The 22,237-nt window shown below is 70.4% G+C and carries 27 protein-coding genes; 12 read left to right on the plus strand and 15 right to left on the minus strand.

What is annotated here, in order from left to right; genetic code table 11:
- Window positions 1–35 precede the first annotated feature (35 nt).
- From ACGFY5_RS08790 to ACGFY5_RS08800, 3 genes are read left to right on the plus strand one after another with little or no spacing between them, the layout of a single operon-like run.
- The gene (locus ACGFY5_RS08790; protein WP_392718981.1) at window positions 36–845 is read left to right on the plus strand and encodes a glucose 1-dehydrogenase; all 810 of its coding nucleotides are present in this window, start codon (window positions 36–38) and stop codon (window positions 843–845) included.
- Window positions 842–1,045, plus strand: a complete 204-nt coding sequence (locus tag ACGFY5_RS08795) for a ferredoxin (RefSeq protein ID WP_392718983.1) — start codon at window positions 842–844, stop codon at window positions 1,043–1,045. Before ACGFY5_RS08790 ends, ACGFY5_RS08795 begins: the two co-directional genes overlap by 4 nt.
- The gene (locus ACGFY5_RS08800) at window positions 1,045–2,250 is read left to right on the plus strand and encodes a cytochrome P450 (RefSeq protein ID WP_392720441.1); all 1,206 of its coding nucleotides are present in this window, start codon (window positions 1,045–1,047) and stop codon (window positions 2,248–2,250) included. The genes ACGFY5_RS08795 and ACGFY5_RS08800 overlap by 1 nt, the downstream gene beginning before the upstream one ends.
- Before the next feature lie 65 nt (window positions 2,251–2,315).
- Here the strand turns inward: ACGFY5_RS08800 and ACGFY5_RS08805 are convergent, their stop codons facing one another.
- Window positions 2,316–3,515: a PucR family transcriptional regulator gene (locus ACGFY5_RS08805; RefSeq protein WP_392718985.1), complete on the minus strand. Its 1,200-nt coding sequence runs from the start codon at window positions 3,513–3,515 to the stop codon at window positions 2,316–2,318.
- An 80-nt stretch (window positions 3,516–3,595) separates the two neighbouring features.
- Here ACGFY5_RS08805 and ACGFY5_RS08810 point away from each other — a divergent pair, with 80 nt between their 5' ends.
- The 3 genes from ACGFY5_RS08810 (at window position 3,596) to ACGFY5_RS08820 (ending at window position 7,057) form a co-directional block, all read left to right on the plus strand.
- A complete protein-coding gene (locus ACGFY5_RS08810) occupies window positions 3,596–4,471 on the plus strand; it encodes a proline dehydrogenase family protein (RefSeq protein ID WP_392718987.1) in 876 nt (291 codons plus the stop codon).
- Window positions 4,472–4,482: 11 nt separating this feature from the next.
- Window positions 4,483–6,096, plus strand: coding sequence for an L-glutamate gamma-semialdehyde dehydrogenase (pruA, locus tag ACGFY5_RS08815; RefSeq protein ID WP_392718988.1), 1,614 nt, complete (start codon window positions 4,483–4,485; stop codon window positions 6,094–6,096).
- Between the two features lie 118 nt (window positions 6,097–6,214).
- Window positions 6,215–7,057 (plus strand): DUF72 domain-containing protein, encoded by an 843-nt coding sequence (locus ACGFY5_RS08820; protein WP_392718990.1) that lies wholly within the window; start codon window positions 6,215–6,217, stop codon window positions 7,055–7,057.
- Between the two features lie 45 nt (window positions 7,058–7,102).
- Here ACGFY5_RS08820 and ACGFY5_RS08825 read toward each other — a convergent pair whose 3' ends face one another.
- Entirely contained in the window at window positions 7,103–7,495 is a 393-nt protein-coding gene (locus ACGFY5_RS08825) for a DUF427 domain-containing protein (RefSeq protein ID WP_392718992.1), read from the minus strand.
- A 28-nt stretch (window positions 7,496–7,523) separates the two neighbouring features.
- Window positions 7,524–8,315: an SAM-dependent methyltransferase gene (locus tag ACGFY5_RS08830; protein ID WP_392718994.1), complete on the minus strand. Its 792-nt coding sequence runs from the start codon at window positions 8,313–8,315 to the stop codon at window positions 7,524–7,526.
- Between the two features lie 113 nt (window positions 8,316–8,428).
- On the opposite strand from ACGFY5_RS08830, the gene ACGFY5_RS08835 reads away from it, so the two are divergent.
- Both ACGFY5_RS08835 and ACGFY5_RS08840 read left to right on the plus strand, forming a co-directional pair.
- The gene (locus tag ACGFY5_RS08835) at window positions 8,429–8,974 is read left to right on the plus strand and encodes a glutathione peroxidase (protein WP_392718996.1); all 546 of its coding nucleotides are present in this window, start codon (window positions 8,429–8,431) and stop codon (window positions 8,972–8,974) included.
- 11 nt (window positions 8,975–8,985) lie between these two features.
- Window positions 8,986–9,822 (plus strand): NAD(P)-dependent oxidoreductase, encoded by an 837-nt coding sequence (locus ACGFY5_RS08840; RefSeq protein ID WP_392720443.1) that lies wholly within the window; start codon window positions 8,986–8,988, stop codon window positions 9,820–9,822.
- On the opposite strand, the gene ACGFY5_RS08845 is transcribed toward ACGFY5_RS08840, so the two are convergent.
- The 3 genes from ACGFY5_RS08845 to ACGFY5_RS08855 form a co-directional block, all read right to left on the minus strand.
- A complete protein-coding gene (locus ACGFY5_RS08845) occupies window positions 9,806–10,213 on the minus strand; it encodes a hypothetical protein (RefSeq protein WP_392718997.1) in 408 nt (135 codons plus the stop codon). The two genes, ACGFY5_RS08840 and ACGFY5_RS08845, sit on opposite strands and share 17 nt — an antisense overlap.
- Window positions 10,214–10,223: 10 nt before the next feature.
- The gene (locus ACGFY5_RS08850) at window positions 10,224–10,694 is read right to left on the minus strand and encodes a hypothetical protein (RefSeq protein WP_392718998.1); all 471 of its coding nucleotides are present in this window, start codon (window positions 10,692–10,694) and stop codon (window positions 10,224–10,226) included.
- 171 nt (window positions 10,695–10,865) lie between these two features.
- Window positions 10,866–11,417 (minus strand): RNA 2'-phosphotransferase, encoded by a 552-nt coding sequence (locus ACGFY5_RS08855; RefSeq protein WP_392718999.1) that lies wholly within the window; start codon window positions 11,415–11,417, stop codon window positions 10,866–10,868.
- Window positions 11,418–11,464: 47 nt separating this feature from the next.
- Between ACGFY5_RS08855 and ACGFY5_RS08860 the strand changes: the two genes are divergently transcribed.
- Window positions 11,465–12,328, plus strand: a complete 864-nt coding sequence (locus ACGFY5_RS08860; protein ID WP_392719000.1) for a crotonase/enoyl-CoA hydratase family protein — start codon at window positions 11,465–11,467, stop codon at window positions 12,326–12,328.
- Window positions 12,329–12,403: 75 nt separating this feature from the next.
- On the opposite strand, the gene ACGFY5_RS08865 is transcribed toward ACGFY5_RS08860, so the two are convergent.
- Complete coding sequence (locus ACGFY5_RS08865; protein ID WP_392719001.1) at window positions 12,404–12,877, minus strand: hypothetical protein; 474 nt, start codon at window positions 12,875–12,877, stop codon at window positions 12,404–12,406.
- Between the two features lie 132 nt (window positions 12,878–13,009).
- Here ACGFY5_RS08865 and ACGFY5_RS08870 point away from each other — a divergent pair, with 132 nt between their 5' ends.
- Window positions 13,010–13,456, plus strand: a complete 447-nt coding sequence (locus ACGFY5_RS08870) for a DUF4440 domain-containing protein (RefSeq protein ID WP_392719002.1) — start codon at window positions 13,010–13,012, stop codon at window positions 13,454–13,456.
- 4 nt (window positions 13,457–13,460) lie between these two features.
- Here the strand turns inward: ACGFY5_RS08870 and ACGFY5_RS08875 are convergent, their stop codons facing one another.
- Complete coding sequence (locus tag ACGFY5_RS08875) at window positions 13,461–13,763, minus strand: DUF1905 domain-containing protein (RefSeq protein WP_392719003.1); 303 nt, start codon at window positions 13,761–13,763, stop codon at window positions 13,461–13,463.
- A gap of 81 nt (window positions 13,764–13,844) precedes the next feature.
- Here ACGFY5_RS08875 and ACGFY5_RS08880 point away from each other — a divergent pair, with 81 nt between their 5' ends.
- Entirely contained in the window at window positions 13,845–14,348 is a 504-nt protein-coding gene (locus ACGFY5_RS08880) for a hypothetical protein (protein ID WP_392719004.1), read from the plus strand.
- 339 nt (window positions 14,349–14,687) lie between these two features.
- Here the strand turns inward: ACGFY5_RS08880 and ACGFY5_RS08885 are convergent, their stop codons facing one another.
- From ACGFY5_RS08885 to ACGFY5_RS08915, 7 genes are read right to left on the minus strand one after another with little or no spacing between them, the layout of a single operon-like run.
- Window positions 14,688–15,434, minus strand: a complete 747-nt coding sequence (locus tag ACGFY5_RS08885) for a phosphotransferase (RefSeq protein ID WP_392719005.1) — start codon at window positions 15,432–15,434, stop codon at window positions 14,688–14,690.
- Window positions 15,435–15,459: 25 nt separating this feature from the next.
- Entirely contained in the window at window positions 15,460–16,137 is a 678-nt protein-coding gene (locus tag ACGFY5_RS08890; protein WP_392719006.1) for an ATPase, read from the minus strand.
- Between the two features lie 37 nt (window positions 16,138–16,174).
- Window positions 16,175–17,395, minus strand: a complete 1,221-nt coding sequence (locus tag ACGFY5_RS08895) for an ABC transporter substrate-binding protein (RefSeq protein WP_392719007.1) — start codon at window positions 17,393–17,395, stop codon at window positions 16,175–16,177.
- A complete protein-coding gene (locus ACGFY5_RS08900; protein ID WP_392719008.1) occupies window positions 17,331–18,449 on the minus strand; it encodes a branched-chain amino acid ABC transporter permease in 1,119 nt (372 codons plus the stop codon). Before ACGFY5_RS08900 ends, ACGFY5_RS08895 begins: the two co-directional genes overlap by 65 nt.
- Entirely contained in the window at window positions 18,442–19,332 is an 891-nt protein-coding gene (locus ACGFY5_RS08905; RefSeq protein WP_392719009.1) for a branched-chain amino acid ABC transporter permease, read from the minus strand. Before ACGFY5_RS08905 ends, ACGFY5_RS08900 begins: the two co-directional genes overlap by 8 nt.
- Window positions 19,329–20,093, minus strand: coding sequence for an ABC transporter ATP-binding protein (locus ACGFY5_RS08910; RefSeq protein ID WP_392719010.1), 765 nt, complete (start codon window positions 20,091–20,093; stop codon window positions 19,329–19,331). The genes ACGFY5_RS08905 and ACGFY5_RS08910 overlap by 4 nt, the downstream gene beginning before the upstream one ends.
- Complete coding sequence (locus tag ACGFY5_RS08915) at window positions 20,090–20,866, minus strand: ABC transporter ATP-binding protein (RefSeq protein WP_392719011.1); 777 nt, start codon at window positions 20,864–20,866, stop codon at window positions 20,090–20,092. The genes ACGFY5_RS08910 and ACGFY5_RS08915 overlap by 4 nt, the downstream gene beginning before the upstream one ends.
- Window positions 20,867–21,034: 168 nt before the next feature.
- On the opposite strand from ACGFY5_RS08915, the gene ACGFY5_RS08920 reads away from it, so the two are divergent.
- Window positions 21,035–22,216, plus strand: coding sequence for a PucR family transcriptional regulator (locus ACGFY5_RS08920; RefSeq protein ID WP_392719012.1), 1,182 nt, complete (start codon window positions 21,035–21,037; stop codon window positions 22,214–22,216).
- Window positions 22,217–22,237: the final 21 nt, after the last annotated feature.

A 22,237-nucleotide genomic window follows, 5' to 3' on the forward strand; every position in this document is an offset into this window, starting at 1 on the left:
AGACGCAGTGTCTAATCAACCGTACACTCAGGCCCATGCCTGGAGAGTTCACCGGCAAGGCCGGCATCGTCACCGGTGGTGCCGGTGGCATCGGGCGGGCGATCGTCGAACACTTCGTCCGCGAAGGAATGCGTGTCGTCGTCGCCGACGTCGACCGGGAGCGGGGCGAGGCCCTCGCCGCGAAGCTCGCGCCGGACGCGCTGTTCACCGCGACCGACGTCTCCGATCCGGAACAGATCAAAACCCTTGTCGACGTCACTCTGAACGCGTTCGGCGGGCTCGACGTGATGGTCAACAACGCCGCGATCTCGGGGCCGATGTTCCAGCGGTTCCTCGACGACGACCTGGCCGCGTTCCACCGCATCCTCGGGGTGAACCTGCTCGGCGTCATGGCCGGCACCCAGGCAGCCGCACGCCACATGGCCGGCAACGGCGGCGGCTCGATCGTCAACGTCTCCTCGATCGGCGGGGTGGAGGCCGGGGCACGTGTCCTGACGTACCGGGCCTCGAAGGCGGCCGTCATCCACTTCACCAAGTCCGCCGCGATCGACCTTGGCGAGCACGGCGTGCGCGTCAACTGCATCACGCCCGGCGGCATCCCGACCGAACTGCTCGGCTCTGCCGCCAACGGTCTGAGCGGCGCCGAACTCGACGACTTCATCGCGGGGATCCGCCGCATCCAGGCGGCTGGACGACCGCTCAACCGCGCCGGTGTTCCGGAGGACGTCGCGGAGGCCGCCGCCTACCTGGCCGGCGACCGCGCGCGCTACCTGACCGGCGCCGTGCTGCAGGTCGACGGCGGCACGGCCGCGGGCAAGTACCTCCGGAAGGTGGCCACCCGATGAAGGTCCGGGTCGACGAGGACAAGTGCGTTGCCGCGGGCCAGTGCGTCGCGCTGGCTCCGGACGTGTTCGACCAGCGGGACATCGACGGCGTCGTGTTCCTGCTCGACGAGCACCCGCCGCCGGACCAGTTCGACAACGTGCGCCGGGCGGCGGCGGCCTGCCCCGCGCTGGCGATCGGATTCGAGGAGGAAGCGACGTGATGGACTTCCCGATGCAGCGCGACGCCACCTGTCCCTTCGATCCGGCGCCGGAGGTGATCGCCCTCGCGGCCACCGAACCGGTCACCCGCGTCCGGATCTGGGACGGGAGCACCCCGTGGCTGATCACCGGCAACGACGAGCTCCACGCGCTGGCCGCGGACCCGCGGGTGAGCGTCGACCACCACCTGCCCGGGTTCCCGCACTGGAACGAGGGCATGGCGGTGATGGCGCCGCACCGGCCGAAGAGCATCACGACCGTCGACGGCGCCGAGCACACCCGCCTGCGGCGGATGGCGACCCGGTCGTTCTCGTTCAAGCGGGTCAACGCCCTGCGCCCGGTGATCCAGCGGATCACCGACGAACACATCGACGCGATGCTGGCCGGTCCGAAACCGGCCGACCTCGTTCCGGCGCTGGCGCTCCCGGTGCCGTCGCTGATGATCTGCGACCTGCTGGGAGTGCCCGCCGAGGACCGCGAGTTCTTCGAGACCGCCGCGGCCAGCGCGCTGGACCGGTACGCGACGGCGGGCAGCCAGCGGGAGAACTACGCCGCGCTGGGCAAGTACGTGGACCGGCTGGTCGAATCCAAGTACGACACGTCCGACGACGAGGACGGCTCGGTCGTCGCCGACTACGCCAGGCTGGTGCGCGAAGGCACGCTGACGCTGGCCGAGGCCCGGCAGATGTGCACCACGCTGCTGTTCGCCGGCCACGAGACCAGCGCGAACATGATCGGGCTCGGTGCGCTCGCGGTGCTGCGCAACCCCGACCAGCTCGCGGTCCTGCGCGACAGCGACGACGAGAAGGAGATCGCGAACGCCGTCGAGGAGTTGCTGCGGTACCTGAGCATCATCCACAACGGCCAGCGCCGGATCGCCGTCGACGACATCGACATCGGCGGTCAGGTGATCCGCGCCGGCGACGGCATCGTCCTGGACTTCTCCGCGGGCAACTGGGACACCCGGGTGTTCGACGACCCGGCCCGGCTCGACCTGCACCGGGACGCGGGCCGCCACGTGGCGTTCGGCTTCGGGCCGCACGTCTGCGTCGGGCAGCAGCTCGCCCGCGCCGAGCTGCAGATCGTCTTCAGCACGCTGTTCCGGCGGGTACCCACCCTGGAGGCGGCGATCCCGCTGGAGCAGGTGGCGTTCAAACACGACCGGCTCGCCTACGGCGTCTACTCCCTGCCGGTCACCTGGAGCTAGAGGACACGACAGAGGCGGGGGCGCTGTCGCGGCTCACGAGGGCGCTGCCGCCGATCACCTCCCGGCTAGGGGGAATGAAAGAAAGTGATGAACAGATAGGTCAGAGCGCGGTCCTCTCCGGCGGAGAGATCGAGGCCGGTGAGCTCTTCGATCCGCGCTAATCGCTGGTAGAGGGTCTGCCGGTGGATCGACAGGCGCTGGGCTGTAGCCGTCGCGGCGGTACCGAGTTCGAGGTAGGTCCGTGCGGTGTGGATCAGGTGAGCGTCGAGCGTTGTCAGTCGTTCGAGGCGGTCGTCACTGAGCGTCGTCGCCAGTGTGGACGCGTCGGCGAGCGCGAGCAGCCGGCGGACGCCGAGCGCGGCCCAGTCCGCGATCTCCACGCTGGAGTCCCCGCGCCGGCCGCGCGCCACCTCCAGCGCGGTACCGGCCTGCCGCCACCCGAGGTGCGCCTCCGCCGGATCCACCTGCCCGGAGATCCCGGCCGCAACGCCTCCGACGTGCTGCGCGAGCAACGAATGCGCCACTTTCGCCGCCACGGACGCGGCGAACGCGGCGCCGCCGTGCGCCGCGGCGGCGGCGCCGCGCGTGGCCGACCCGCTGCCGGCCGCGCCGGTCGGCGCGGCGGGGACCAAAAGGGCGGCGTGGCCGCCGACGGGGGCGGCGACGACGCCGCGGGGCAGTAGCCAGGAGTTGACGGGACCGAGGGTTCCCTCGTGGCGAGGGGCGAGCGCGACCACGGAGACGTTGCCGGTCCGGGACAGGGCGCCGCGGCCGCGCAGTTCGTCCAGCGCGCGGGCACGGACTCCGGCGTCGTCGGACATCAGCCCCCCGGCCGCCCACGTGACCCGCTCCGCGGCCTGCGAGCGTAACGCCAGCAGCGCCGCGGCCTGGTCCACGACGTCACCGAGTCCGTCGATCGTCGCCCGGGGCACGGCGTCGTCCGGATCGAGCAGCCACACGTACCCGTACGTGACCTGACGCCAGCGGACCGGCAGACACCAGCGCCCCATCCGCTCCGACGGCACGTCGCCGGGGATCCGGAGCGGCCGCGTGGCCCGCGCGATGCCGAACGTCGCGAAGAGCAGTTGCACGTCGGCGCCGGAACGGCGGCGCAGGATCGTGGCCCGCCGGACCGCGTCGATGACGTCCTCGTGACCCGACGACGCGACCAGGTTGAGGTCACGGTCCTCGAGCGTGACCGGGCACCCGGTCACGTCGGCCACGGTGTCGACGAGGTCCTGCAGCTGGCCGAGTTGCTCGATCATGACACTTGTATACAACGAAAGGCGCCTCCTACTGACATCTGTCGATAGGTTCATGACGCCTCCAGGCATAACGTCGAGCCATGTACGGACAGCTCGTGCTCGGCGCGGCCCGGCAGAAGCCGGTCCGGTCCCTGCTCGCCCGCAGCACCGTGAACCGGCGCGTCGTCGCCCGGTTCGTGGCCGGCGACGACATCGAGTCCGCGCTCACCACCGCGCGCACGTTGTCCGCCGACGGCCTCCGCGTGACCCTCGACCACCTCGGCGAAGACGTCACCGACGCCGTCCACGCCGACCGCACCGTGGCCGCGTACCGCGTCCTGGTCGACCGGCTCGCCGAGGAAGGCCTGGCCGACGGCGCCAAGGTGTCGGTGAAGCTGTCCGCGCTCGGCCAGTCCACCGAGCGGGGCTTCGCGCTCGTCGAACACGCCTACCGCAACGACGTCGACGTCACGTTCGACATGGAGGACCACACCACCGTCGACCGGACGCTGGCAGCGGTCCGCGAACTGCGCCAGCAGTTCCCGCGCCTCGGATGCGTCCTGCAGTCGATGCTGTTGCGCACCGAGGACGACGCCCGCGACTTCGCCTACCCCGGCTCGCGCGTGCGGCTGGTCAAGGGCGCCTACGCCGAACCGCCGTCCGTGGCCCACGGCCGCAAGTCCCAGGTGGACCGCGCCTACGTCCGGTGCCTGCGCACCCTCGTCGAGGGCGGCGCGTACGCGATGGTCGCCACCCACGACCCCCGCCTGCTGCGCATCGCCGCCACCCGGCCCATCGGCGAATACCAGATGCTCTACGGCGTCCGCCCCGCCGAACAGCGTCGCCTTGCCGACGCCGGCGACACCGTGCGCATCTACGTCCCGTTCGGCACCGACTGGTACGCGTACTTCACCCGTCGGCTGGCCGAGCGCCCCGCCAACCTGGCCTTCTTCGCGCGCTCCCTGGTCTCTTCCTGAAAGGCGGTCCCGTGCAGTCGATCACGCAGGTTCCCGTTCCGGTCAACGAGCCGGTGCACACCTACGCGCCGGGCTCACCCGAGCGTGCCCGTCTCGTCGCGGAACTCGACAAGCAGGCCGCCGACCACGTCGAGCTGACGCAGACGATCGGCGGCGTGCAGGCGCGCGCGGCCGGCCCGGCATTCGACGTCGTCCAGCCGCACCGCCACAAGTCGGTGCTCGGGACCGCCGGAACCGCCACCCGCGCGGACGCGACGGCAGCCGTCGAAGCGGCGACCGCTGCCGCACCCGACTGGGCCGCGATGAGCTACGACGACCGCGCCGCGGTGTTCCTGCGCGCTGCCGACCTGCTCGCCGGGCCGTGGCGCGAACGGATCGCGGCGGCGACGATGCTCGGCCAGTCGAAGACCGCGATCCAGGCCGAGATCGACGCCCCGTGCGAACTCGTCGACTTCTGGCGGTTCAACGTCGCCTACGGCCGTCGGTTGCTCGAAGAGCAGCCGGTGAGCTCGCCCGGCGTGTGGAACCGGATGGACCACCGGCCGCTCGAAGGCTTCGTCTACGCGATCACGCCGTTCAACTTCACGGCGATCGCGGGGAACCTCCCGACCGCGCCCGCCCTGATGGGTAACACGGTCGTGTGGAAGCCGAGCCCCACCCAGACGCTCTCGGCCTGGTGGACACTGCGGTTGCTCGAGGCCGCCGGGCTGCCTCCCGGCGTCATCAACATGCTCACCGGGGACGGCCGCGAGGCGTCCGAAGTGCTGCTGGCCGACCCGCGGTTGGCCGGCATCCACTTCACCGGCTCCACCGCGACGTTCCAGCACCTGTGGCAGACCGTCGGGCAGAACATCGCGCGGTACCGCACCTACCCGCGCCTGGTCGGGGAGACCGGCGGCAAGGACTTCGTCGTCGCGCACCCGTCGGCCGACCCCGCCGCGCTGAGCACCGCGTTGATCCGCGGCGCGTTCGAGTACCAGGGCCAGAAGTGTTCCGCCGCGTCCCGGGCGTTCCTGCCCCGGTCGCTGTGGACACGCATGTCCGACGACTTCCTCGCCGCGGTCGATGGGTTGAGCTACGGCGACGTCAGCGACCTGAGCAACTTCGGGGGCGCGCTCATCGACGCCCGTGCGTTCGCCAAGGTCAGCGCCGCGATCGACCGTTCCCGACCGAACGTGGTCGTGGGCGGCACCTCCGACGACACCGAGGGCTGGTTCGTGCGGCCCACGGTGCTCGTCGGCGACGACCCCACCGACGCGATGTTCCGCGACGAGTACTTCGGCCCCATCCTCAGCGTCCACGTGTACGACGACGAGCGCTGGTCCGACGTGCTGCACACCGTCGACACCGGCTCGCCGTACGGTCTGACCGGCACGGTCTTCGCCGACGACCGGCGCGCGGTGGCCGAGGCCGAGCAGGCGCTGCGGTTCGCCGCGGGCAACTTCTACGTCAACGACCGGCCCACCGGTGCTGTCGTCGGGCAGCAGCCGTTCGGTGGTGGACGGGCGTCCGGCACGAACGACAAGGCCGGTTCGATTCTGAACCTGCAACGGTGGACCAGCCCGCGGTCGATCAAGGAGACGTTCGTCCCCCCGACCGACCACCGTTATCCGCACATGAACTAGGGCGCGCCGGCACGGGGTCGTTCGGGCCCGCGCGCCGCGTGGGCGGCGGGTGTCGGAGGGGGCGCGTAAGGTGGCCGCACTGCCGCCGATCGGGCGGTGCGAGAGCGAAGGAGTCGGGGTGCGCCTGGCGGTGGGGTGTGCTCAGTGGACGCACAAGGCGTGGGCCTGGCACGCGCTGCCCTCCGCGGAACGTCTGCGCGCGTACGCCCACCACTGCGACGCCGTCGAAGGCAACACCACGTTCTACGCCACGCCGCCCCCGGCCACGGTGGCCGGCTGGGTCGCCCAGACCGACAGCGATTTCCGCATCGTCCCGAAGTTCCCCCGCACCATCACCCACGAGGGCCGCTTCCAGAACGTCGACAAGGAAGTTCGTGCTTTTCTGGACGCGATGGAGCCGCTCGGGGCTCGGGCACACGCGTTGTGGGTGCAGTTGCCTGGCGCGTTCGCACCGGCGGACGTGCCGGCGCTGGCGCGGTTCCTGCGCAGGTTGCCCGCGTCGTTCCGATACGCGGTCGAGGTGCGTCACCCGGCGTTCTTCGACGACGCGCACGCCACGAGCGAGCTCGAAGCAGTGCTCACGGCGGCCGACACCGAGTGGATCCCGTTCGACACCACCGCGTTGTTCGCCTCCCCACCCACCAGCGACGCCGAGCGCGACGCCTGGACGAAGAAGCCGCGGGTCGCCAAGCGCGACGAAGCGCTCACCGATCGGCCGATCGTGCGTTACCTGGGCCGCGACGACCCGGCCCGCACCGTCGAGGGCTGGCAGCCCTGGGTGAAACAGACGGCGACCTGGCTCCGGGAGGGCCGCGCACCGACAGTGTTCATCCACACGCCCGACAACGCCCAATCGCCCGAGCTGGCCCGCCTCTTCCACGCGGCCGTCCGCGCCGAGGTCCCGGCGCTCGACCCCCTCCCGGAACCCGAGCCCGAACCGGAACCCATGCGCCTGTTCTGACGAGGGGGGCGCCGTCGGGAGGTCCCGAGCGGCGCCCCCGATCGCCTAGGCGCGCTGGCCCTCGGCTTCGACGTCGACCGAGTCGACGCGGCCGTCCCAGAACGCCACATGACCCTTGATCGCGGCCACGGCCTCGTACGGCTCGTTGTACTCCCAGACCGCGTCCTTCGACTTGTCCCCGCCCAGCGGGATCGAGTAGTACGTCGCGTCGCCCTTGAACGGGCAGTACGACTCGTAGGAGCTGCGCTCGAGCAGCGACTGGTCGACGTCCGCCAGCGGTACGTACTGCACCGGCGGGTACGTGGATTCCTGCAGCGTGAGCGCGTTGCGGGTGTCGGCGACGACCTTCCCGGCAACCGTCACGATCACCCGGTTGTGGTTGGGCGTGACCGTGATCGGGTGGTCGGGTCCTGGCTGTAATACCGGCTTGTCAGTCATATGAGCTACAGACCCCGACCGCCGCGAATTATTCCTTCCGGCCCACCGCGCCGTAGCACCCGACGTGCGCGGGGTCCGGGCGCTCCGACTCCGGCAGCGGCGAGCGCCAGTCGGTGATGCACACCAGCCCGGGGTCCACCACGTGCGTCCCGTCGAAGAACGGGAGGAGCTCGGCGCTCGACCGCATCTGGAACGTCGCCAGGCGCTGGAACTCCGGCACGTCCGCGAGCGCGTCGGCGGTCATGAAGTCGGCGGTGCCGTGGCTCATGACCAGGTAACTGCCGGACGGCAGTGCGTCGAGCAGCGTGCGGACGGCGGCCAGCGGGTTCTGCGCGTCGGGGATGAGGTGCACGAGCGCGACGAGCATCAGCGCGACCGGCTCGTCGAGGTTCAGCACCTTCGTCAACGTGGGCGAGTGCAGAATGTCGTCCGGTGCGAGGAAGTCGGCTTCGAGGTACTCCGTGCGACCCTGCGCCGAGAGCAGCGCCCGCGCATGGGCCATGACCAGCGGATCGTTGTCGACGTACAGCACCCGTGACTCCGGCGCGACGCGCTGCGCGACCTCGTGCACGTTGTTCGCGGTGGGTAACCCGGTGCCGATGTCGAGGAACTGGCGGATACCGACCTCACCGGCCAGGTACTCCACCGCCCGCACCAGGAACGCCCGGTTCTCCCGCGCCCACATCGGCGTCCACGGGTAGAGCGCGGCGATCTGGTCCCCGGACTCCCGGTCGACAGCGAAATTGTCCCGCCCACCGAGCCAATAGTTGTAGCGTCGCGCGGCGTGCACCACGCTCGTATCGATGCCGCCGTCGGTCAACGGAGTCTCCCGGTCGCTCGAGGGGACGCCCAGCCTACCTGTGACCCAAGCCACCAGTGTGGGTGCATCGCCTTCCCGTTAGGGTTTCGGTAAACGATGGAGGGGGTTCTCGAATGACTGCGATCCAGGACATTCCGGTACGGACGATCACCGGCGAGGAGACAACGCTCGCCGCGTACGACGGCCAGGTGCTGCTCATCGTCAACGTCGCCTCGAAGTGCGGCCTCACCCCGCAGTACGAGGGCCTGGAGAAGCTGCACGAGCAGTACCGCGACCAGGGCTTCTCGGTGCTCGGCTTCCCGGCGAACGACTTCGCCGGCCAGGAGCCCGGCACCGACGAGGAGATCGCCGAGTTCTGCACCAGCACGTTCAACGTCCAGTTCCCGATGTTCTCGAAGATCGCTGTCACCGGCGCCGAGAAGCATCCGCTGTACCAGCAGCTCACGGCCGCGATGGCGCAGGCCGAGGGCGACAAGGAGACCCACCGGGCGCGCCTGGAGGGCTACGGCCTGCCGGCCGGTCAGGACCCCGAGGTCCTCTGGAACTTCGAGAAGTTCCTGGTGTCGCGGTCCGGTGAGGTCGTGGGTCGGTACGCGCCGTCGCTCACTCCGGACGACGCCCGGCTGACCGGCGCCGTCGAGCGCGAGGTCGCGAAGTAACCCGGATCGCGCTGGTCGGCGCCGGGCGGATGGGGCTGCCGATCGTCCGGGCCCTGGTGCGTGCCGGGCACGACGTCCGGGTGGCCGACCGGCGCGCCGAGGTGGCGCCCGCCGTGCGCGACGCCGGTGCGCACTGGGCTCCCGACGACGTCCTGGACGGCGTCGAGGTCCTGATCACCGTGCTTCCGGGTAGCCCCGAGGTGCGTGCCGTGGTGCCTGGCCTGCTGGAGCGCGCCGCGCCTGGCGTCGCCTGGATCGATCTGACCAGCACCGCGCCGGACCTGGGGAAGGAGCTGGCCGAGGCGGCGCGAAAGCGCGGCCTGGTGGCGCTCGACGCGCCGATGGGTGGCGGACCGGGCGCCGAGCTGACTCTGTACGTCGGTGGCGATGCCGCGGTACTGGATGCCTACCGGGACCTGCTCGGCGCATTCGCCGGCCGGATCCATCACTGCGGCGGACCGGGCGCCGGTTACCTTACGAAGTTGCTGGTCAACGTGCTGTGGTTCGGTCAAGCGGCCGCGGTGACCGAGGCTCTGCTGATCGGGCAACGCGCCGGCCTGGCGCCGGAGGCCCTCGGCGAGCTGCTGAACGACGGCCCGGCGGCCAGCGCGTTCCTGCGGGACTACCTGCCGGCCCTCACCAGCGGGGACCGGTTGCCGTCGTTCGGCCTGGACCGGATCGTCGAGGAGCTGGAGTCCGTGCAGGCGCTCGCCCCGTACCCCGTGTCCGGCGCGGTCACCGCGCTCTACCGCGACGCGCTCGCGCACTTCGGCCCCGTGAACGGTGAACTGCTCGGCGCGGCCTACCTGGAGCACCTGGCCGGGCGGCGGCTCACGGACCCGGCTTGACCTTCTTCGTCGAGAGCAGCGCCCAGGCGACCAGCGCCGGCTGACCGAGCAGGCGCACCGCGCGCTTGGTGTCGGTGTCGAGCCCGAACCCGTCCTTGTGCTCGACGAACTGCGCGATGTTGCCCGGGAACACCGCGACGAAGAACCCGGCGACGAGCCACCCCAGCCGACGCCGGGCCGGCTGCTTCCACGTGGTCACCAGTGCGGTGCCCAGGGCCAGTTCGACGATGCCCGACGCGAGGACCACCGTGTCGGCGTCGGCCGGGAACCAGTTCGGCACCTGCGCCTGGAACTCCTCGCGCGCGACGGTCAGGTGAGCCGTGCCGGCGGTGAGCAGCACCGCGCCGAGCGCGGCCTGTCCGGTGGCGCGCAGCGCCTGGGAGATGGTCACCCGGTCGACGCTACGTGAACAGGCGCCGCTTGGCTTCTTCGAACTCTTCCTTGCTCATCTGCCCTATCTGCACCAACTGCCAGAGGCGACGCAACTCGTCACCGGGATCCGGCGCGGCGGCCGGTGGAGGGGGTGGCGGCGGAGCGAGCATCCCGGCACGGGCGGCTTCGAGCGTCGCGCCCAGGCGGTAGAAGTCGTCGGCCCGGCCGCTGCGGAACGCGACGGCGAGCTCGGCACGGGCACGGCGCCCGTCGGAGCTGGTGATCTCCACCCGGAACTGCCCGTTCGTGAATCGCGCCGGGCGCACGTCGATCGCCGTGATGTCCTGCACGTGCGCACGTCGGTCGCTCGGCCGCACCGGCTCACCCCGGCGCTGGATGGTGATCCAGGTGCCGTCGAAGGTGACTTGCTCGGATTGGCCTTCTACGCACAACGGCTGGTGCGGGTTCGGTAGCGGATACGGCGGCTGAGGGCTGGCCACAGCCTGAAGTTATGGGAGTGCGCAGCGCGACGTCTGATGTTTTCGGCGGACCTGGACGTCCTGCTTCCGGAGGATGACCGGACGGACAACGGGAACCAACTGTTCGTGGGTAGCGGTATGGTCGCGGGATGGGATTCCGGTGTTTTGCAAGTTGCATGGGGCGCCCGACATTCAGCCCATCGAGGTTGAGGTAGGCGCTGAACAGGACAGATAGTGGTTGGGTACGGCCTCGACGAGCCACACCCCGTTGTCCGACCGGTAGAAGACGTGACCGTCCCGGGCCATCGCCGCCGCGTCGATCGTCAGGATCGCCACCGCGCCCCGCCGACGGGAACCGACCCGCTGGGCGGTTGCCTCGTCGGGCGACAGGTGGACATGGTGACGCTTTCCGCGGTGCAGACCGGTCGCGCGGATCGACGGCACCGCGTCAGCGCTCGTGCCGTGGAAGAGCACGGCCGGGGGTTCCGCGGGCCGGTACCCGAGCTCGACGGTGACCGAGTGGCCCTGGTTCGCCCGCACCCGATCGTCGATCACCGCGAAGCGTTGTTTGTCGTCGAGGGCGACGACGGTGTCGAAGTCCGCGCGGTCGATCTGCAGCGCGGCGAGGAAATCGTCGATCGAGACCCAGCCGGCGGGGTCGAGCGTCAGGCCGAAGCGGCCCGGCTCGTGCCGCAGCGCGAGCGACATCCTTTTGCTCAGGGTTACTCGTCGTGTGTGTTCCACGTCATCAGTGTGGACCGGTTGTCCCAGCCGTTTTCTAGGATCGGCGGATGGATTACGAGACGCTCCGGTACGCCGTTTCCGACGGCATCCTCACGCTGACGCTGCACCGCCCCGAGAACCTCAACGCGTTCACGGTGACGATGGCCGAGGAGCTGGTCGACGCGTTCGGCCGGGCCGGCACCGACGAGGGCGTCGCGGCGGTGGTGGTGACCGGCAGCGGCCGGGCGTTCTGCGCGGGCATGGACCTTTCGGCCGAGGGCAACGTGTTCGGTCTGGACGAGTCGCTGCGCCCGACCCCCGAGGACGTGCGCGAACGGTTCGACGACCCGGAGATCGTGCGGGGTGTGCGTGACACCGGTGGCCGGGTGACACTGGCGATCTTCGACTGCCCGAAGCCGGTGATCGCGGCGATCAACGGCCCGGCAGTCGGTATCGGCGCGACGATGACGCTGCCGATGGACATCCGGATCGCATCGGAGAAGGCGCGGATCGGGTTCGTGTTCGGCAAGCTCGGCATCGTGCCGGAGGCGGCGAGCTCGTGGTTCCTGCCGCGGCTGGTCGGGATCAGCCGGGCGCTGGAGTGGACGTACTCGGCGGAGATCCTGACCGCGGCAGAGGCACACGAGGGTGGGCTGTTGCGGTCGGTCGTCGCGCCGGACGACCTGCTGCCGACGGCGTACGCGCTGGCGGCGAAGTTCACGACCGACCGGTCGCGGGTGGGTACCGCGCTGACCCGCAAGCTGATCTACCGGAACGTGGCGCAGCCCCATCCGCTGGAGGCGCACCTCACCGACTCGCTCGCGATGTTCTACACGAGCATCGGCGACGGCAAGGAGGGCGTGCGCGCGTTCCTGGAGAAGCGCAGCCCGAAGTTCACCGAGCGGGAGCTGCCCCGGGTGTTCCCGACGTGAGGTCGCGGACGCCGACGGTCTCGCCGTCGTAGGCCAGCGACCCGCCGCGGGCGCGGATCTCGTCGCAACGGCCGCTCAGCCGAGGGGAATGCGGGCGCCGGCGGAGGACGGGGTGGAGTGCAGGTCGAGCTCGGCGGCCCGGAAGTTCTCCGGGAGCGCGAACACGAGCGTGACCTTGGCGGTCTCCTTCGGTTCGAGCGACGTCAGCGACACCGCGCCGTGGGCGGTGCGTGATTCGGAGCTGACCACCTGCTGGGCCTCCCCGTAGAAGGACACGAACGCCGAGGTGCGGTTGTGGACCGAGACGGTGACGGTGAGCTCGCGCGGGCTCGCCGACTGGACCCCGATCAGCTGCAACTGGAGGTCGCCGTCGGTGACCGTGGTGGTGTCGCCGACAGTGGGCTGCACGGAGGTGCGTGACTGCGCGGGCGTCGGGTTCTTGTCGTCGTCGCTGCCGAAGAACCGGATGGCGCCGGTGGTGATGGCCCACAGCGCGAACAGACCGACGACGAGCACCACCGCGATGATGATCACGCGGTTGCGGTCCATCGGCCGGCGGTGGCCCGGTGGGGCACCAGGATCCGTCAAACTCGCCACGGTGTGTCCCTTCGTCGCTGCGAACGGTATCGGGAAACCGACGCCTTGACCTCGACCTTGGTTTACCTCCTACCGTCCCTCCCTATGCGACCGACACTGCACGACCCCATCGCCGGGGCGACCGCCGAGGAAGTTGTCCGGCGGTTCGCCGATGAATTGCAAAAAGCCGGAGACACGCTCGACGCCGACCTGTACGACAGTTCCTTCGCCGACGACGTGCTGTGGGGCAGTCCGTACGGGGCGACGCTCGCGGGGTACGCGCCACTCAACGCGATTCATCACCGGCTGATGGACGGGGCGCGCGCCGCGGTCTCTCCCGACGCGCCGCCGGTCGGGGCGCCGGCGTCCCGGTTCGAGGTGATCGCGGTGCTGGCGCCGGCGCCGGGCGTGATCGTCACCCAGATCCGCCGCCAGGCCGTCGCGGAGGGCGCGTTCTCCGAGATGGCGCTGTACGTGCTCGTGGAGCGCGACGGCGCCTGGTGGCTCGCCGCCGCCCAGAACACCCCGATCCGCCAGCCCCCGGCCGCCTAGGTGTTCACAGGTCGATGAGTTCTACCTCCACGGAGGTGGTGTCGCCCGGTTCGAGCGACTGGGCCGTGCGGATCGCGCGTTTGATCGGCAGCACGTAGGAGCCGCGTTTGCTGTCGGGGAAGATCGACGTCTTCCACGTGCTCACGCCGATGCGCGCGCGGACGCGGAGGGACCCGAAGCCGCGCTCCAGGCCCGCGGTGATTTCCCGGATGTCTTCGGAGGCCTCCGCCGGGAGGCTCACGAAGGTCCAGCTCTCGTTGCGCCGTGCTTCCCACAGCCACAGCTCGGCGTCGAAGGTGACGATCACGACCGACACACTCGCACGCGGGTGCGACAAGATTCTCCTGGGTAAGCCGTGTGCGGTTGCACGTGAACAAAGGAGCGCTTCGTGACCGAACTGCCGCTGTACGCGACGCTGGGCTTTACCGACCCCGAGTGGGGGCTGCTCGTCGGGCTGCCCCAGTCGGTGCTCGTCGCCGCGAGCGCCGCCAGTCCGGACAGCTCGCGCAAGACCCGCGCCGAAGCCGCCGCGGGGCTGGACGTCATCGCGGACGCGCGGGCGTCGGCGAGCACGCTGGTGGCTGCGATCGCCAACGAGATCGTCGCGGAGGTGGGAGACCCCTCGCTCGGTGAGGAGGCCCCGGTGATCGAGCCGGGCGACCCGGCCGCGTACGCCGCGGACGTCGTCGGCCGTGCCGCGGAGGCGAACGCGCTGCTCGCCGCCAAGGCCGCTCCGGCGGACGCGGAGACCTACCGGCACTGGCTGGTGGAGGTCGCCGAGAGTGTGGTGGGCGCGGCGTCCAGTGGGGGATTGCTGGGCCTCGGTGGCGAGACCGTGACCCCGTCCGAGCGGGCCTTCCGCGACGATCTGGCGAAGGCCCTCACGGACTGAACCGTCGGGGGTGGTTCGTAGTGTCGGCGGCATGCGGGGTGGGGGCGAGTCGCAGCTACGTGGGGATCGCGGCCCTGCTCGGGCGGGAGCCGGGCCGTGGTCTCCGAACTGTGAGGGGGGTGTGGCAGCGTTCGCGGCCGCAGCGCGTCGCCCGACGAGTTTCCGGGCCAACGACGGGTTCCCGGCCCAACGACCGCCGATCGTAGGCCCGCAAAACCGCCGTAGGCCCGAGAGCTCGCAGTAGGCCCCGGCCCACGGACCGGCGCGCCATGGCGAGACCCACCCGAGCGCTGCGGGCCGCGGGAGACCGCGCGCGAACGTCTGGGGCCGGTGGCGGGGTCAGGGGATCAGGCGGGTGATTCGGGGGATTTCTTCGGGCTGGACCGAGGGGTCGGAGAGGCGGCGGTTTGCGGCGGAGGGAAGCGCCTCGTCGAGGGCAGCTGTGTCGGCGGCGCCGCGGAAGAGGAGCGCGAACCCGCGTTGGCCGGCGCGGCCCACCGTGCGTTGCCACGCCCCGCCGGGGAACGTCGAGGTCACGATCAGGACGTAGGTCTGCGCCAGGTCCGTGGGGGCCACGCCCCGGGCGGCGCCCTGCCAGTCGACGAGCACCGGCCCGGCGGCGGAGAGGATGACGTTCGCCGGGTGCAGGTCGAGGTGCAGCAGGCGGTCACCGGCCGGGCCGATGACCCGCAGCGAGTCCGGGGCTCGCACGGCGTGCACGCGTTCGTGCAGGTCCACGAGCGTGCGCGCGTGCTCGGACGCCCGCCACGGCCGGCGGGCCAGGTCGGCGAGCATCGTCGGCCCGTCGATGCGTTCGAGCACCATGTCGGCGCCGTCGACGTCCAGCACCTCCGGCACGGGCACCCCGCCCTCCCGCGCCAACCGCATCACATCCGGCTCCCACGACGGCCGCCCCGCCATGTCCCGGCAGCGCCGCAACACCCGACGCTCATCGAGCGCGTAAATGTCACTCCACCGCCCCGAAGCCAACAACCGCCCCGGCACCGGGTCCCGGCCGCCGGAGGCCGGGGAGGGAGAAGCCGCCGTCACGTCGCCTCCGCCATCGTCACCAGCGGCAGCGCGCATGGCCGCTCCTATCCAGACACTCCGCTCAGGGTACGCGCACCGTGGCCCAGGTGGTCTTGCCGCTCGCGGTCGGCAGCGTGCCCCACGCGGTCGCGAACGCGTCCACCAGGCGCAGGCCCTTGCCTGGAGACCGGTGGCACGCCGGCTCCGGCGAACCGTCGTACACCGCGATGTTCAGGTACACCCCGCGATAGGCGAGCGTGACCGCCAGCTCCGTCCGCGCGTGCCGGGCAGCGTTGTCGACCAGCTCCGTCACGATCACGGCAGCCTCGTCGACCACACCGTCGAGCTCCCACGCCGCACACGCGTCCCGGGTGAACCGCCGCGCGTCGGACGCCGCCGCCACGGTAGGACGCAGGCACATTCGCACCCGCCCGGCAGGCGTGCCACGCTCCACCGCCGCGATCGCCTCGTCCACGCTGGGATAGATCGGCACCACCGAGCTGTGCACGAGCCCCGTGAGCACCACCGGCACGGCCGGCCACGGTGCTGCCCGGCGGAGCACCGCCGGGAACACCGTGAGCACGACCGGCCGGGTGACGGTCAGTTCCGCGAGGTCGACGACGACCCCGGCGGGACATTCCGCCAGGCACTTGAGGAGCAGCCCACGCACGACCGGAACGTCGGGCAGCCCGAGATGACCACGGAGGCGGATCACCGTCACGTCGTCCCGCTGCTCGACCTTCCAGGACAATTCGTCCACAACATCATCGGACCTCGGAATTCAGTCATCCGCAAGGTCAGCTCTCCGCGAGATCCGGCGCGAACTCACCTTCGAACGCGTCCTGCACCACTTTCGCGCCGCCGGGTACGTCCGCCGGCTGGTAGACGTAACTCTGCAGGCTGGGCGAGCGGTGCAGCGTGAACGACTCGATCGGCACGATCAGCCCACCGGTGTTCACGTTGCGGAGCCCCTGGAACGCCGTGAGCACCCCGGCCCGCGTCAGGTCACCGTCTTTGCAGGCGGTGTCGAGCACCTGCTTCATGATCTCGGCCATGCCGTAGCCGAGGATCACGCCGCCGCTGGGGTTCTTCGCGTCCGGGAACGCCGTCGTGTACTGCTTGAGCAGGTCGGCGTGGCGCTCGAACGTCGACACCGGAGCGGCGACGTACAGGTGCGACTTGAGCCACGCGGCCGTCGGACCCTGCAGGAGGCCCGGCGCGAACACCGGGTTGCTACCGAGGATCGGCACGTCCAGGCCCTGCGCCTGCGCGGCCGCGGCCACCGACGAGGTCTGCGCCGGCGCGACCGTCAGCACGATCGCGTTGACACCGCGGGCCTTGAGCTGGGTGACCTGCGCGCTCATGTCCTGGTCGGTGGCTTTGATCTGCACCTCGACGACCTTGAGCTTCTTCTGCTTCGCGACGTACTGCGTGCCCTCCAGGCCGGTCTCGCCGTACTCGCCCTCGAAGTAGATGTGCCCGACCGTGTCGCCTTCCTTGAGCAGGCCCTTTTCGAACGCGTAGTCGTAGGCGTTGGACATCTCGACGTCGTAGGTCGGGCCGAGCACGCCGGTGCCGGGGATGTCGGTGAGCTTCTCGCCCCACGCCGACGGGAAGTTGACGATCTTGTCGGCCTCGTAGTCCTTGGCCAGCGCCGCGTTGATCGGCGAGCCGATCGTCTGCTGCATCGCGAGGATGTCGGACTTGATCGAGCTGTAGAGCTGGACGCCCTGCTGCGGCACGTACCCGGTGTCCTGTACGTCGAGCTTGACGCCGTACTTGTCGCAGACCTTCGCGGCCTTCCAGTAGAGGTTGTTGCCGTTGGTGATGTCCTTGCCGAGAGCGGCGAACACACCGGTCAGGTCGGTGAGCACGCCGAGCGTGATCGTGTCGCCCTCCACGCCGACGTCGGTCGTGACGTCGCCGGACCCGCCGTCGGAGCCGGACTCGGCCTTACTGCTGCACCCCGCGGCCAACAGCGCGAGGGCGACGGTGGCCGCGGCCACTCTGGTCAGCATCTTCATTGATGGTTCCCCTTTGCGGCTTGCGTCTCCGGACCAAATGGGCGAACCCCGCGAGACCCGCGGGCTGGAACAGGACGACGAGAACGATCGCGAGCCCGTAGAGGTACCGGGCGGCCTCACCGGCGGCCAGTCCGTCACCGCCGGCCCCACTGACCAGCGGCAGAGCGTCGGAATAGCGTTGAAGGACGAGCGGAAGGGCAGTCACGAACACCGCACCGGCGACCGCACCACCCAGTGAGCCGAGCCCGCCGAGCACGACCATCGCGAGGTACTGGATGGAGACGAACAGGCCGAACGACTCCGGCGCGATGCTGCCGATCGACAGCGCGTACATCACGCCGGCCAGCCCGCCGTAGGCGGAGCTCACCAGGAACGCGCCGGCCTTGTACCGCTGGACGTTCACGCCCATCACCGACGCGGCGAGCTCGCTGTCGCGCACGGCTTGCAGCGCGAGACCCGGACGGCTGCGCACGAGGTTGCGGGCGAAGAGGAATGCCCCCAGGACGATCACCAGCCCCAGGTACCAGAGGCGTTCCGACTCGCGGAACGGCACCCCGAGCAGAACCAGCCGCGGCGTGTCGGCGAACGAGAACCCGAACAGCGAGAAGTCCGGCACCGAGCGTCCGTTGAAACCACCGGTCACCGACGTCCAGCTGTTCAGTACGTGCTGGCCGACGAACACCAACGCCAGCGACGCCACGCCCAGGTAGATGCCCCGCAGACGCGCGGCGATCGGACTGAACGCGAGCCCCGCGACCCCCGCGAGCAGCACGCCCACCAGCGCCCCGAGCAGCGGAGGCCAACCGAGTCCCGACACCTCGTCGGAGCCGGAACCGGAGAAGAACGTGTAACTGATCGCCCCCACCGCGAGGAAGAACGAGTGCGCCAGCGACAGCTGCCCGGCGGTACCCAGCAGCAGGTTCAACCCGATCGCGCCCACGACCGCCCCGCAGATCGCAAAGCCGGTGCGCAGCCAGAACTCCTCGACGTAGAACGGCGCGACGATCAGGACCAGGGACGGGACGATCCAGCGCAGGGTTCTAGACACGGGTCAGCTCCCGGGTGCCGAACAAGCCCGACGGCCGCACCAGCAGTACGACGATCATCACCAGGTACGGCACCACCGGCCCGAACCCGCGCCCGAGGAACAGCAGCTGGTCCTGGTACCCGGCGGCAAGCGCCTCGGCGACGCCGATCAGCAACCCACCGACCAGCGCACCGCCGGTCGAGTCGAGGCCACCGAGGATCGCGGCCGGGAACGCACCGAGCGCCACCGTGTACACCGCCGGGCTCACGCCGGGCGTCGGCGCTCCGACCAGAAACAGCGCGGCAACCGCGGCGAGCGCCCCGGCGACCAGCCAGGCGATCGCGGACACCCGGCCCTGCCGGATGCCCATCAGCGCAGCCGCGTCGCCGTCCTCGGCGACCGCCCGCATCGCCACACCCCAGTTGGAGTACTTGAACGCGGCGAAGAACCCGCCGATCAGCACGGCCGCGACCAGGATCGCCAGCGCCCGGTTCGTACTGATGCCGACGTCACCGAGCCGCACGACGTCGCCGCCCCAGGGGTGCGGCACGTTGAGGATGTCCGAGCCGATCCGCCGGGTCAGGTCGGTGAGCAGGATGATGTCGACGCCGATCGTGACCACGGCCAGGGCGATGTCGGTCGTGCCCTGCAGGCGGGTCAGGACGATCCGTTCGATGAGCAGGGCGACCAGCGCGGTGAGCGCGATGCCGACGACCGCTCCCGCCCAGAACCCCAGCGGATCCGAGAGCCGCACGATCGTGTACGCCCCGAGCAGCAGGAACGACCCGTGTGCGAAGTTCACGACGCCGCTGGCCTTGAAGATGATCACGAAGCCCAGCGCGATCAACGCGTACATCGCGCCCAGCGAGATGCCGTTGAGCAGCAGTGAGAGGAACTGGGTCATGCCGCCCCCAAATACGCCTTGATCACGTCGGGATCGGACTGCACTTCCGCCGGGGTTCCGTCGGCGATGCGGCGGCCGAAGTCGAGCACGGTGACCCGGTCGGCCAGCGACATGACCATGCCCATGTCGTGTTCGACGAGGACGATCGTGATGTCGAGGCCGCTGCGGATCTGCGCGATCGCCTCGGCCATCCGCCGCGTCTCGTCGGCGTTCATGCCGGCGACCGGTTCGTCGAGCAGCAGCAGACGCGGTTCGGCGCAGAGAGCGCGGGCCGCCTCGACACGTTTCTGGTCGCCGTAGGGGAGCACGCCGACCGGGGTGTCGAGCTTGTCGCCCAGGTCGAGGAAGTCGGCGATCTCGGCCACCCGGCCTGCGTGCCGGACCTTCTCGCGCCGAGCCGACGGCAACCCCAGCCCGCCGGTGACGAAACCGGTCTTCGTCAGGTGGTGCCGTCCGAGCATCAGGTTGTCCGCGACCGACTGCCGCGACGAGAGCGCAATGTTCTGGAACGTGCGGGCCACCCCGACCCCGGCGATCTGGAACGGGCGCATCCGGTCCAGCCGGGCGTCGCCGAACCGCACCTGCCCGGACGTCGCCCGGTACACCCCGGACAGGACGTTGAACAGCGTCGACTTGCCCGCGCCGTTCGGGCCGATCACCGCGTGGATCGTGCCGGGCTCCACCGTGAACGACACGTCCGAGAGCGCTGTGACAGCGCCGAACCGGACACTGATCGCGTCGATCTCCACCGGGTCGTTCACTCCGACCACCGCGACAACGTCTTGGGCTCGCCGACCGTCGGCCGTTCGGAGGCATGTCCGAGGTACAGCCGGCGTACGTCGTCGTTGCCGGCCAGGTCGTCTGCCGCACCGGAGAGCGACACTTTCCCTACGTCCAAGACATGCGCTTCCGACGCCACGCGCAGCGCCATCGTCGCGTTCTGCTCGATCAGCAGCACCGCCGTGCCCTGCCGGTTGATCTCGGTGACGATCTCGCCGATCTGGCCGATGATCTTCGGCGCCAGGCCCAGTGACGGTTCGTCGAGAAGCAGCAGTTTCGGAGCCGCCATCAGCGCGCGTCCGATCGCGAGCATCTGCTGTTCGCCGCCGGAGAGCAGCGCGCCGCGTTGCGTGCGTCGTTCGGCGAGGACGGGGAACAGATCGTTGATGCGCTCGCGCGCGGTGGCCTTCGCCGCCCGGTCCCGGTTGCCCAACCCTCCGGCGCGGAGGTTCTCGTCGACGGTGAGGCGTCCGAAGATCCGGCGCCCTTCGGGGACGTGTGCGATCCCGCGGCGCACGATGTTCGCGGGGTCCCTGCCCAGCGGTTGATCGTCGAACGTGATCGAGCCCTGGTCGACCCGACCGCCCAGGCGCCGCAACGTGCCGGAGATCGCCCGCAGCAGCGTGCTCTTCCCGGCGCCGTTACTGCCGAGCACGGCGACGATGCCGCCGTCGGGCACGGTGAGGGAAATTCCGCGCAGGGCCCGGACCGCGCCGCCGTAGGAGACATGCAGGTCGTCGACCGTCAGCGTCACAGTCGAGAGTGTGTGTGCGGAGGGGCTACGACCAGGTCGAATGGGCCTCAATCGGTGTCAACAGCACTGTTTGGTCACGCACTTGGTGTGCAGAGTGCACACTCGTCGTTTCGCTCAGTGATTCCGTCTGCTGTTGCCGGTGCTCAGACCCCGTTACCCTCCGCCGTTATGGCAGCGGAGCCGGTCGGTCCGAGCGTGTCCGCGCTCGCGGACCGGCTGCGCACGCGTCGGCTGCGGGCGCTCACCGCGGACGTGTCCGAGCACGTCCGTGCCGTACTGCCCGACTACCCCGAGGCGGCCACCGACTGCGCGATCAGCGTCGAACAGATGCTGGGGGAACTCGCCGGTGAAGGCGAGCGGATCTCCCTGCAGGAAACCGGGCGGCGGCGCGCACAGGAGAGCCTCCCGGTGGAGTGGCTGTTACACAGCTTCCGGCTCTGCGCCCGGGTGATCTGGCAGGGCCTGGTCGAGGAGGCCACCCACGCCGGCGACGACTGCGTGCGCCGGCTGCTCGACGAGGCCGTCGTCGTCTGGGACGCGCTCGACCGCGTGTCGACGCTGGTGACCAAGGCCTACCGCGAGGAGCAGAGCCGGGTGCAGCGCACCACGCGCCGGCGCCGCGAACTCGTGCTCTCCGCGCTGCTCGACCGCCCACCGGCGTCCGCGTCGGCCGGCGACGAGGCCGGTGAGGTGCTCGCCATCCCCGTCCGCGGTCCGCGGGTCGTCGTCGTCTCGACCGTCGGCTCCGGTCATCCGGAAACGGCCCTGCGGGCCGCCGGCTTCACGTCCGCCTGGGTCACGCAGGGCGCGCGTGACGTCGGGCTGCTGTCACTGCTCTCATCCGACGATCTGCCGCGCGCCACCGAAACGTTGGCGTCGTGCCTGCCCGGTGCCGTGACGGTGTCGCCGTTGATCGACAGTTTCGACGAGGTGGCCACCGCACACCGGCTCGCCGCGCTGACACTGCGTACGCTGCCCGGCACCTTTCAGGGCATCGCGCGGGTCACCGACCGGCTGCCGCACACGCTCGTCGCCGGGGTGCCCGACGTCGCCGACGTGCTCGTGCGGAACACGCTCGGCGGGTTGCTCACCGTGCGCGCTGCGGAGCGCGAGGTCTATCTGTCCACGCTGGAGGCGTTGGTGGACGCCGACGGGTCGTTCGCCGGTGCGGCGCGCAAGCTGTACTGCCACCGCAACACCGTCCTCAAGCGCGCCCACCGCATCGAGGCGCTCACCGGTCGGCGCCTCACCAGTACCCGAGCATTGGTCGAGCTGTACCTCGCCGTTCTCGCCGTTCGAATGGACACGAATCGTTCCGGCGAGAATGGCCGGTACGCGCCACGCCCGTAGGGTTTTCCCGGGTAGCAGTTC

The sequence above is a fragment of the Cryptosporangium sp. NPDC048952 genome (assembly GCF_043197895.1).
Taxonomy (GTDB): domain Bacteria; phylum Actinomycetota; class Actinomycetes; order Mycobacteriales; family Cryptosporangiaceae; genus Cryptosporangium.

What these genes read in the sequence shown, in the direction of transcription:
- ACGFY5_RS08895 (WP_392719007.1), bottom strand. Translation starts at nt 17,395, where the DNA reads ATGCTGACCAGAGTGGCCGCGGCCACCGTCGCCCTCGCGCTGTTGGCC.
- ACGFY5_RS08800 (WP_392720441.1), top strand. Translation starts at nt 1,045, where the DNA reads ATGGACTTCCCGATGCAGCGCGACGCCACCTGTCCCTTCGATCCGGCG.
- ACGFY5_RS08905 (WP_392719009.1), bottom strand. Translation starts at nt 19,332, where the DNA reads ATGACCCAGTTCCTCTCACTGCTGCTCAACGGCATCTCGCTGGGCGCG.
- ACGFY5_RS08805 (WP_392718985.1), bottom strand. Translation starts at nt 3,515, where the DNA reads ATGATCGAGCAACTCGGCCAGCTGCAGGACCTCGTCGACACCGTGGCC.
- ACGFY5_RS08835 (WP_392718996.1), top strand. Translation starts at nt 8,429, where the DNA reads ATGACTGCGATCCAGGACATTCCGGTACGGACGATCACCGGCGAGGAG.
- ACGFY5_RS08825 (WP_392718992.1), bottom strand. Translation starts at nt 7,495, where the DNA reads ATGACTGACAAGCCGGTATTACAGCCAGGACCCGACCACCCGATCACG.
- ACGFY5_RS08870 (WP_392719002.1), top strand. Translation starts at nt 13,010, where the DNA reads ATGCGACCGACACTGCACGACCCCATCGCCGGGGCGACCGCCGAGGAA.
- ACGFY5_RS08795 (WP_392718983.1), top strand. Translation starts at nt 842, where the DNA reads ATGAAGGTCCGGGTCGACGAGGACAAGTGCGTTGCCGCGGGCCAGTGC.
- ACGFY5_RS08860 (WP_392719000.1), top strand. Translation starts at nt 11,465, where the DNA reads ATGGATTACGAGACGCTCCGGTACGCCGTTTCCGACGGCATCCTCACG.
- ACGFY5_RS08810 (WP_392718987.1), top strand. Translation starts at nt 3,596, where the DNA reads ATGTACGGACAGCTCGTGCTCGGCGCGGCCCGGCAGAAGCCGGTCCGG.
- ACGFY5_RS08920 (WP_392719012.1), top strand. Translation starts at nt 21,035, where the DNA reads ATGGCAGCGGAGCCGGTCGGTCCGAGCGTGTCCGCGCTCGCGGACCGG.
- ACGFY5_RS08885 (WP_392719005.1), bottom strand. Translation starts at nt 15,434, where the DNA reads ATGCGCGCTGCCGCTGGTGACGATGGCGGAGGCGACGTGACGGCGGCT.
- ACGFY5_RS08790 (WP_392718981.1), top strand. Translation starts at nt 36, where the DNA reads ATGCCTGGAGAGTTCACCGGCAAGGCCGGCATCGTCACCGGTGGTGCC.
- ACGFY5_RS08865 (WP_392719001.1), bottom strand. Translation starts at nt 12,877, where the DNA reads ATGGACCGCAACCGCGTGATCATCATCGCGGTGGTGCTCGTCGTCGGT.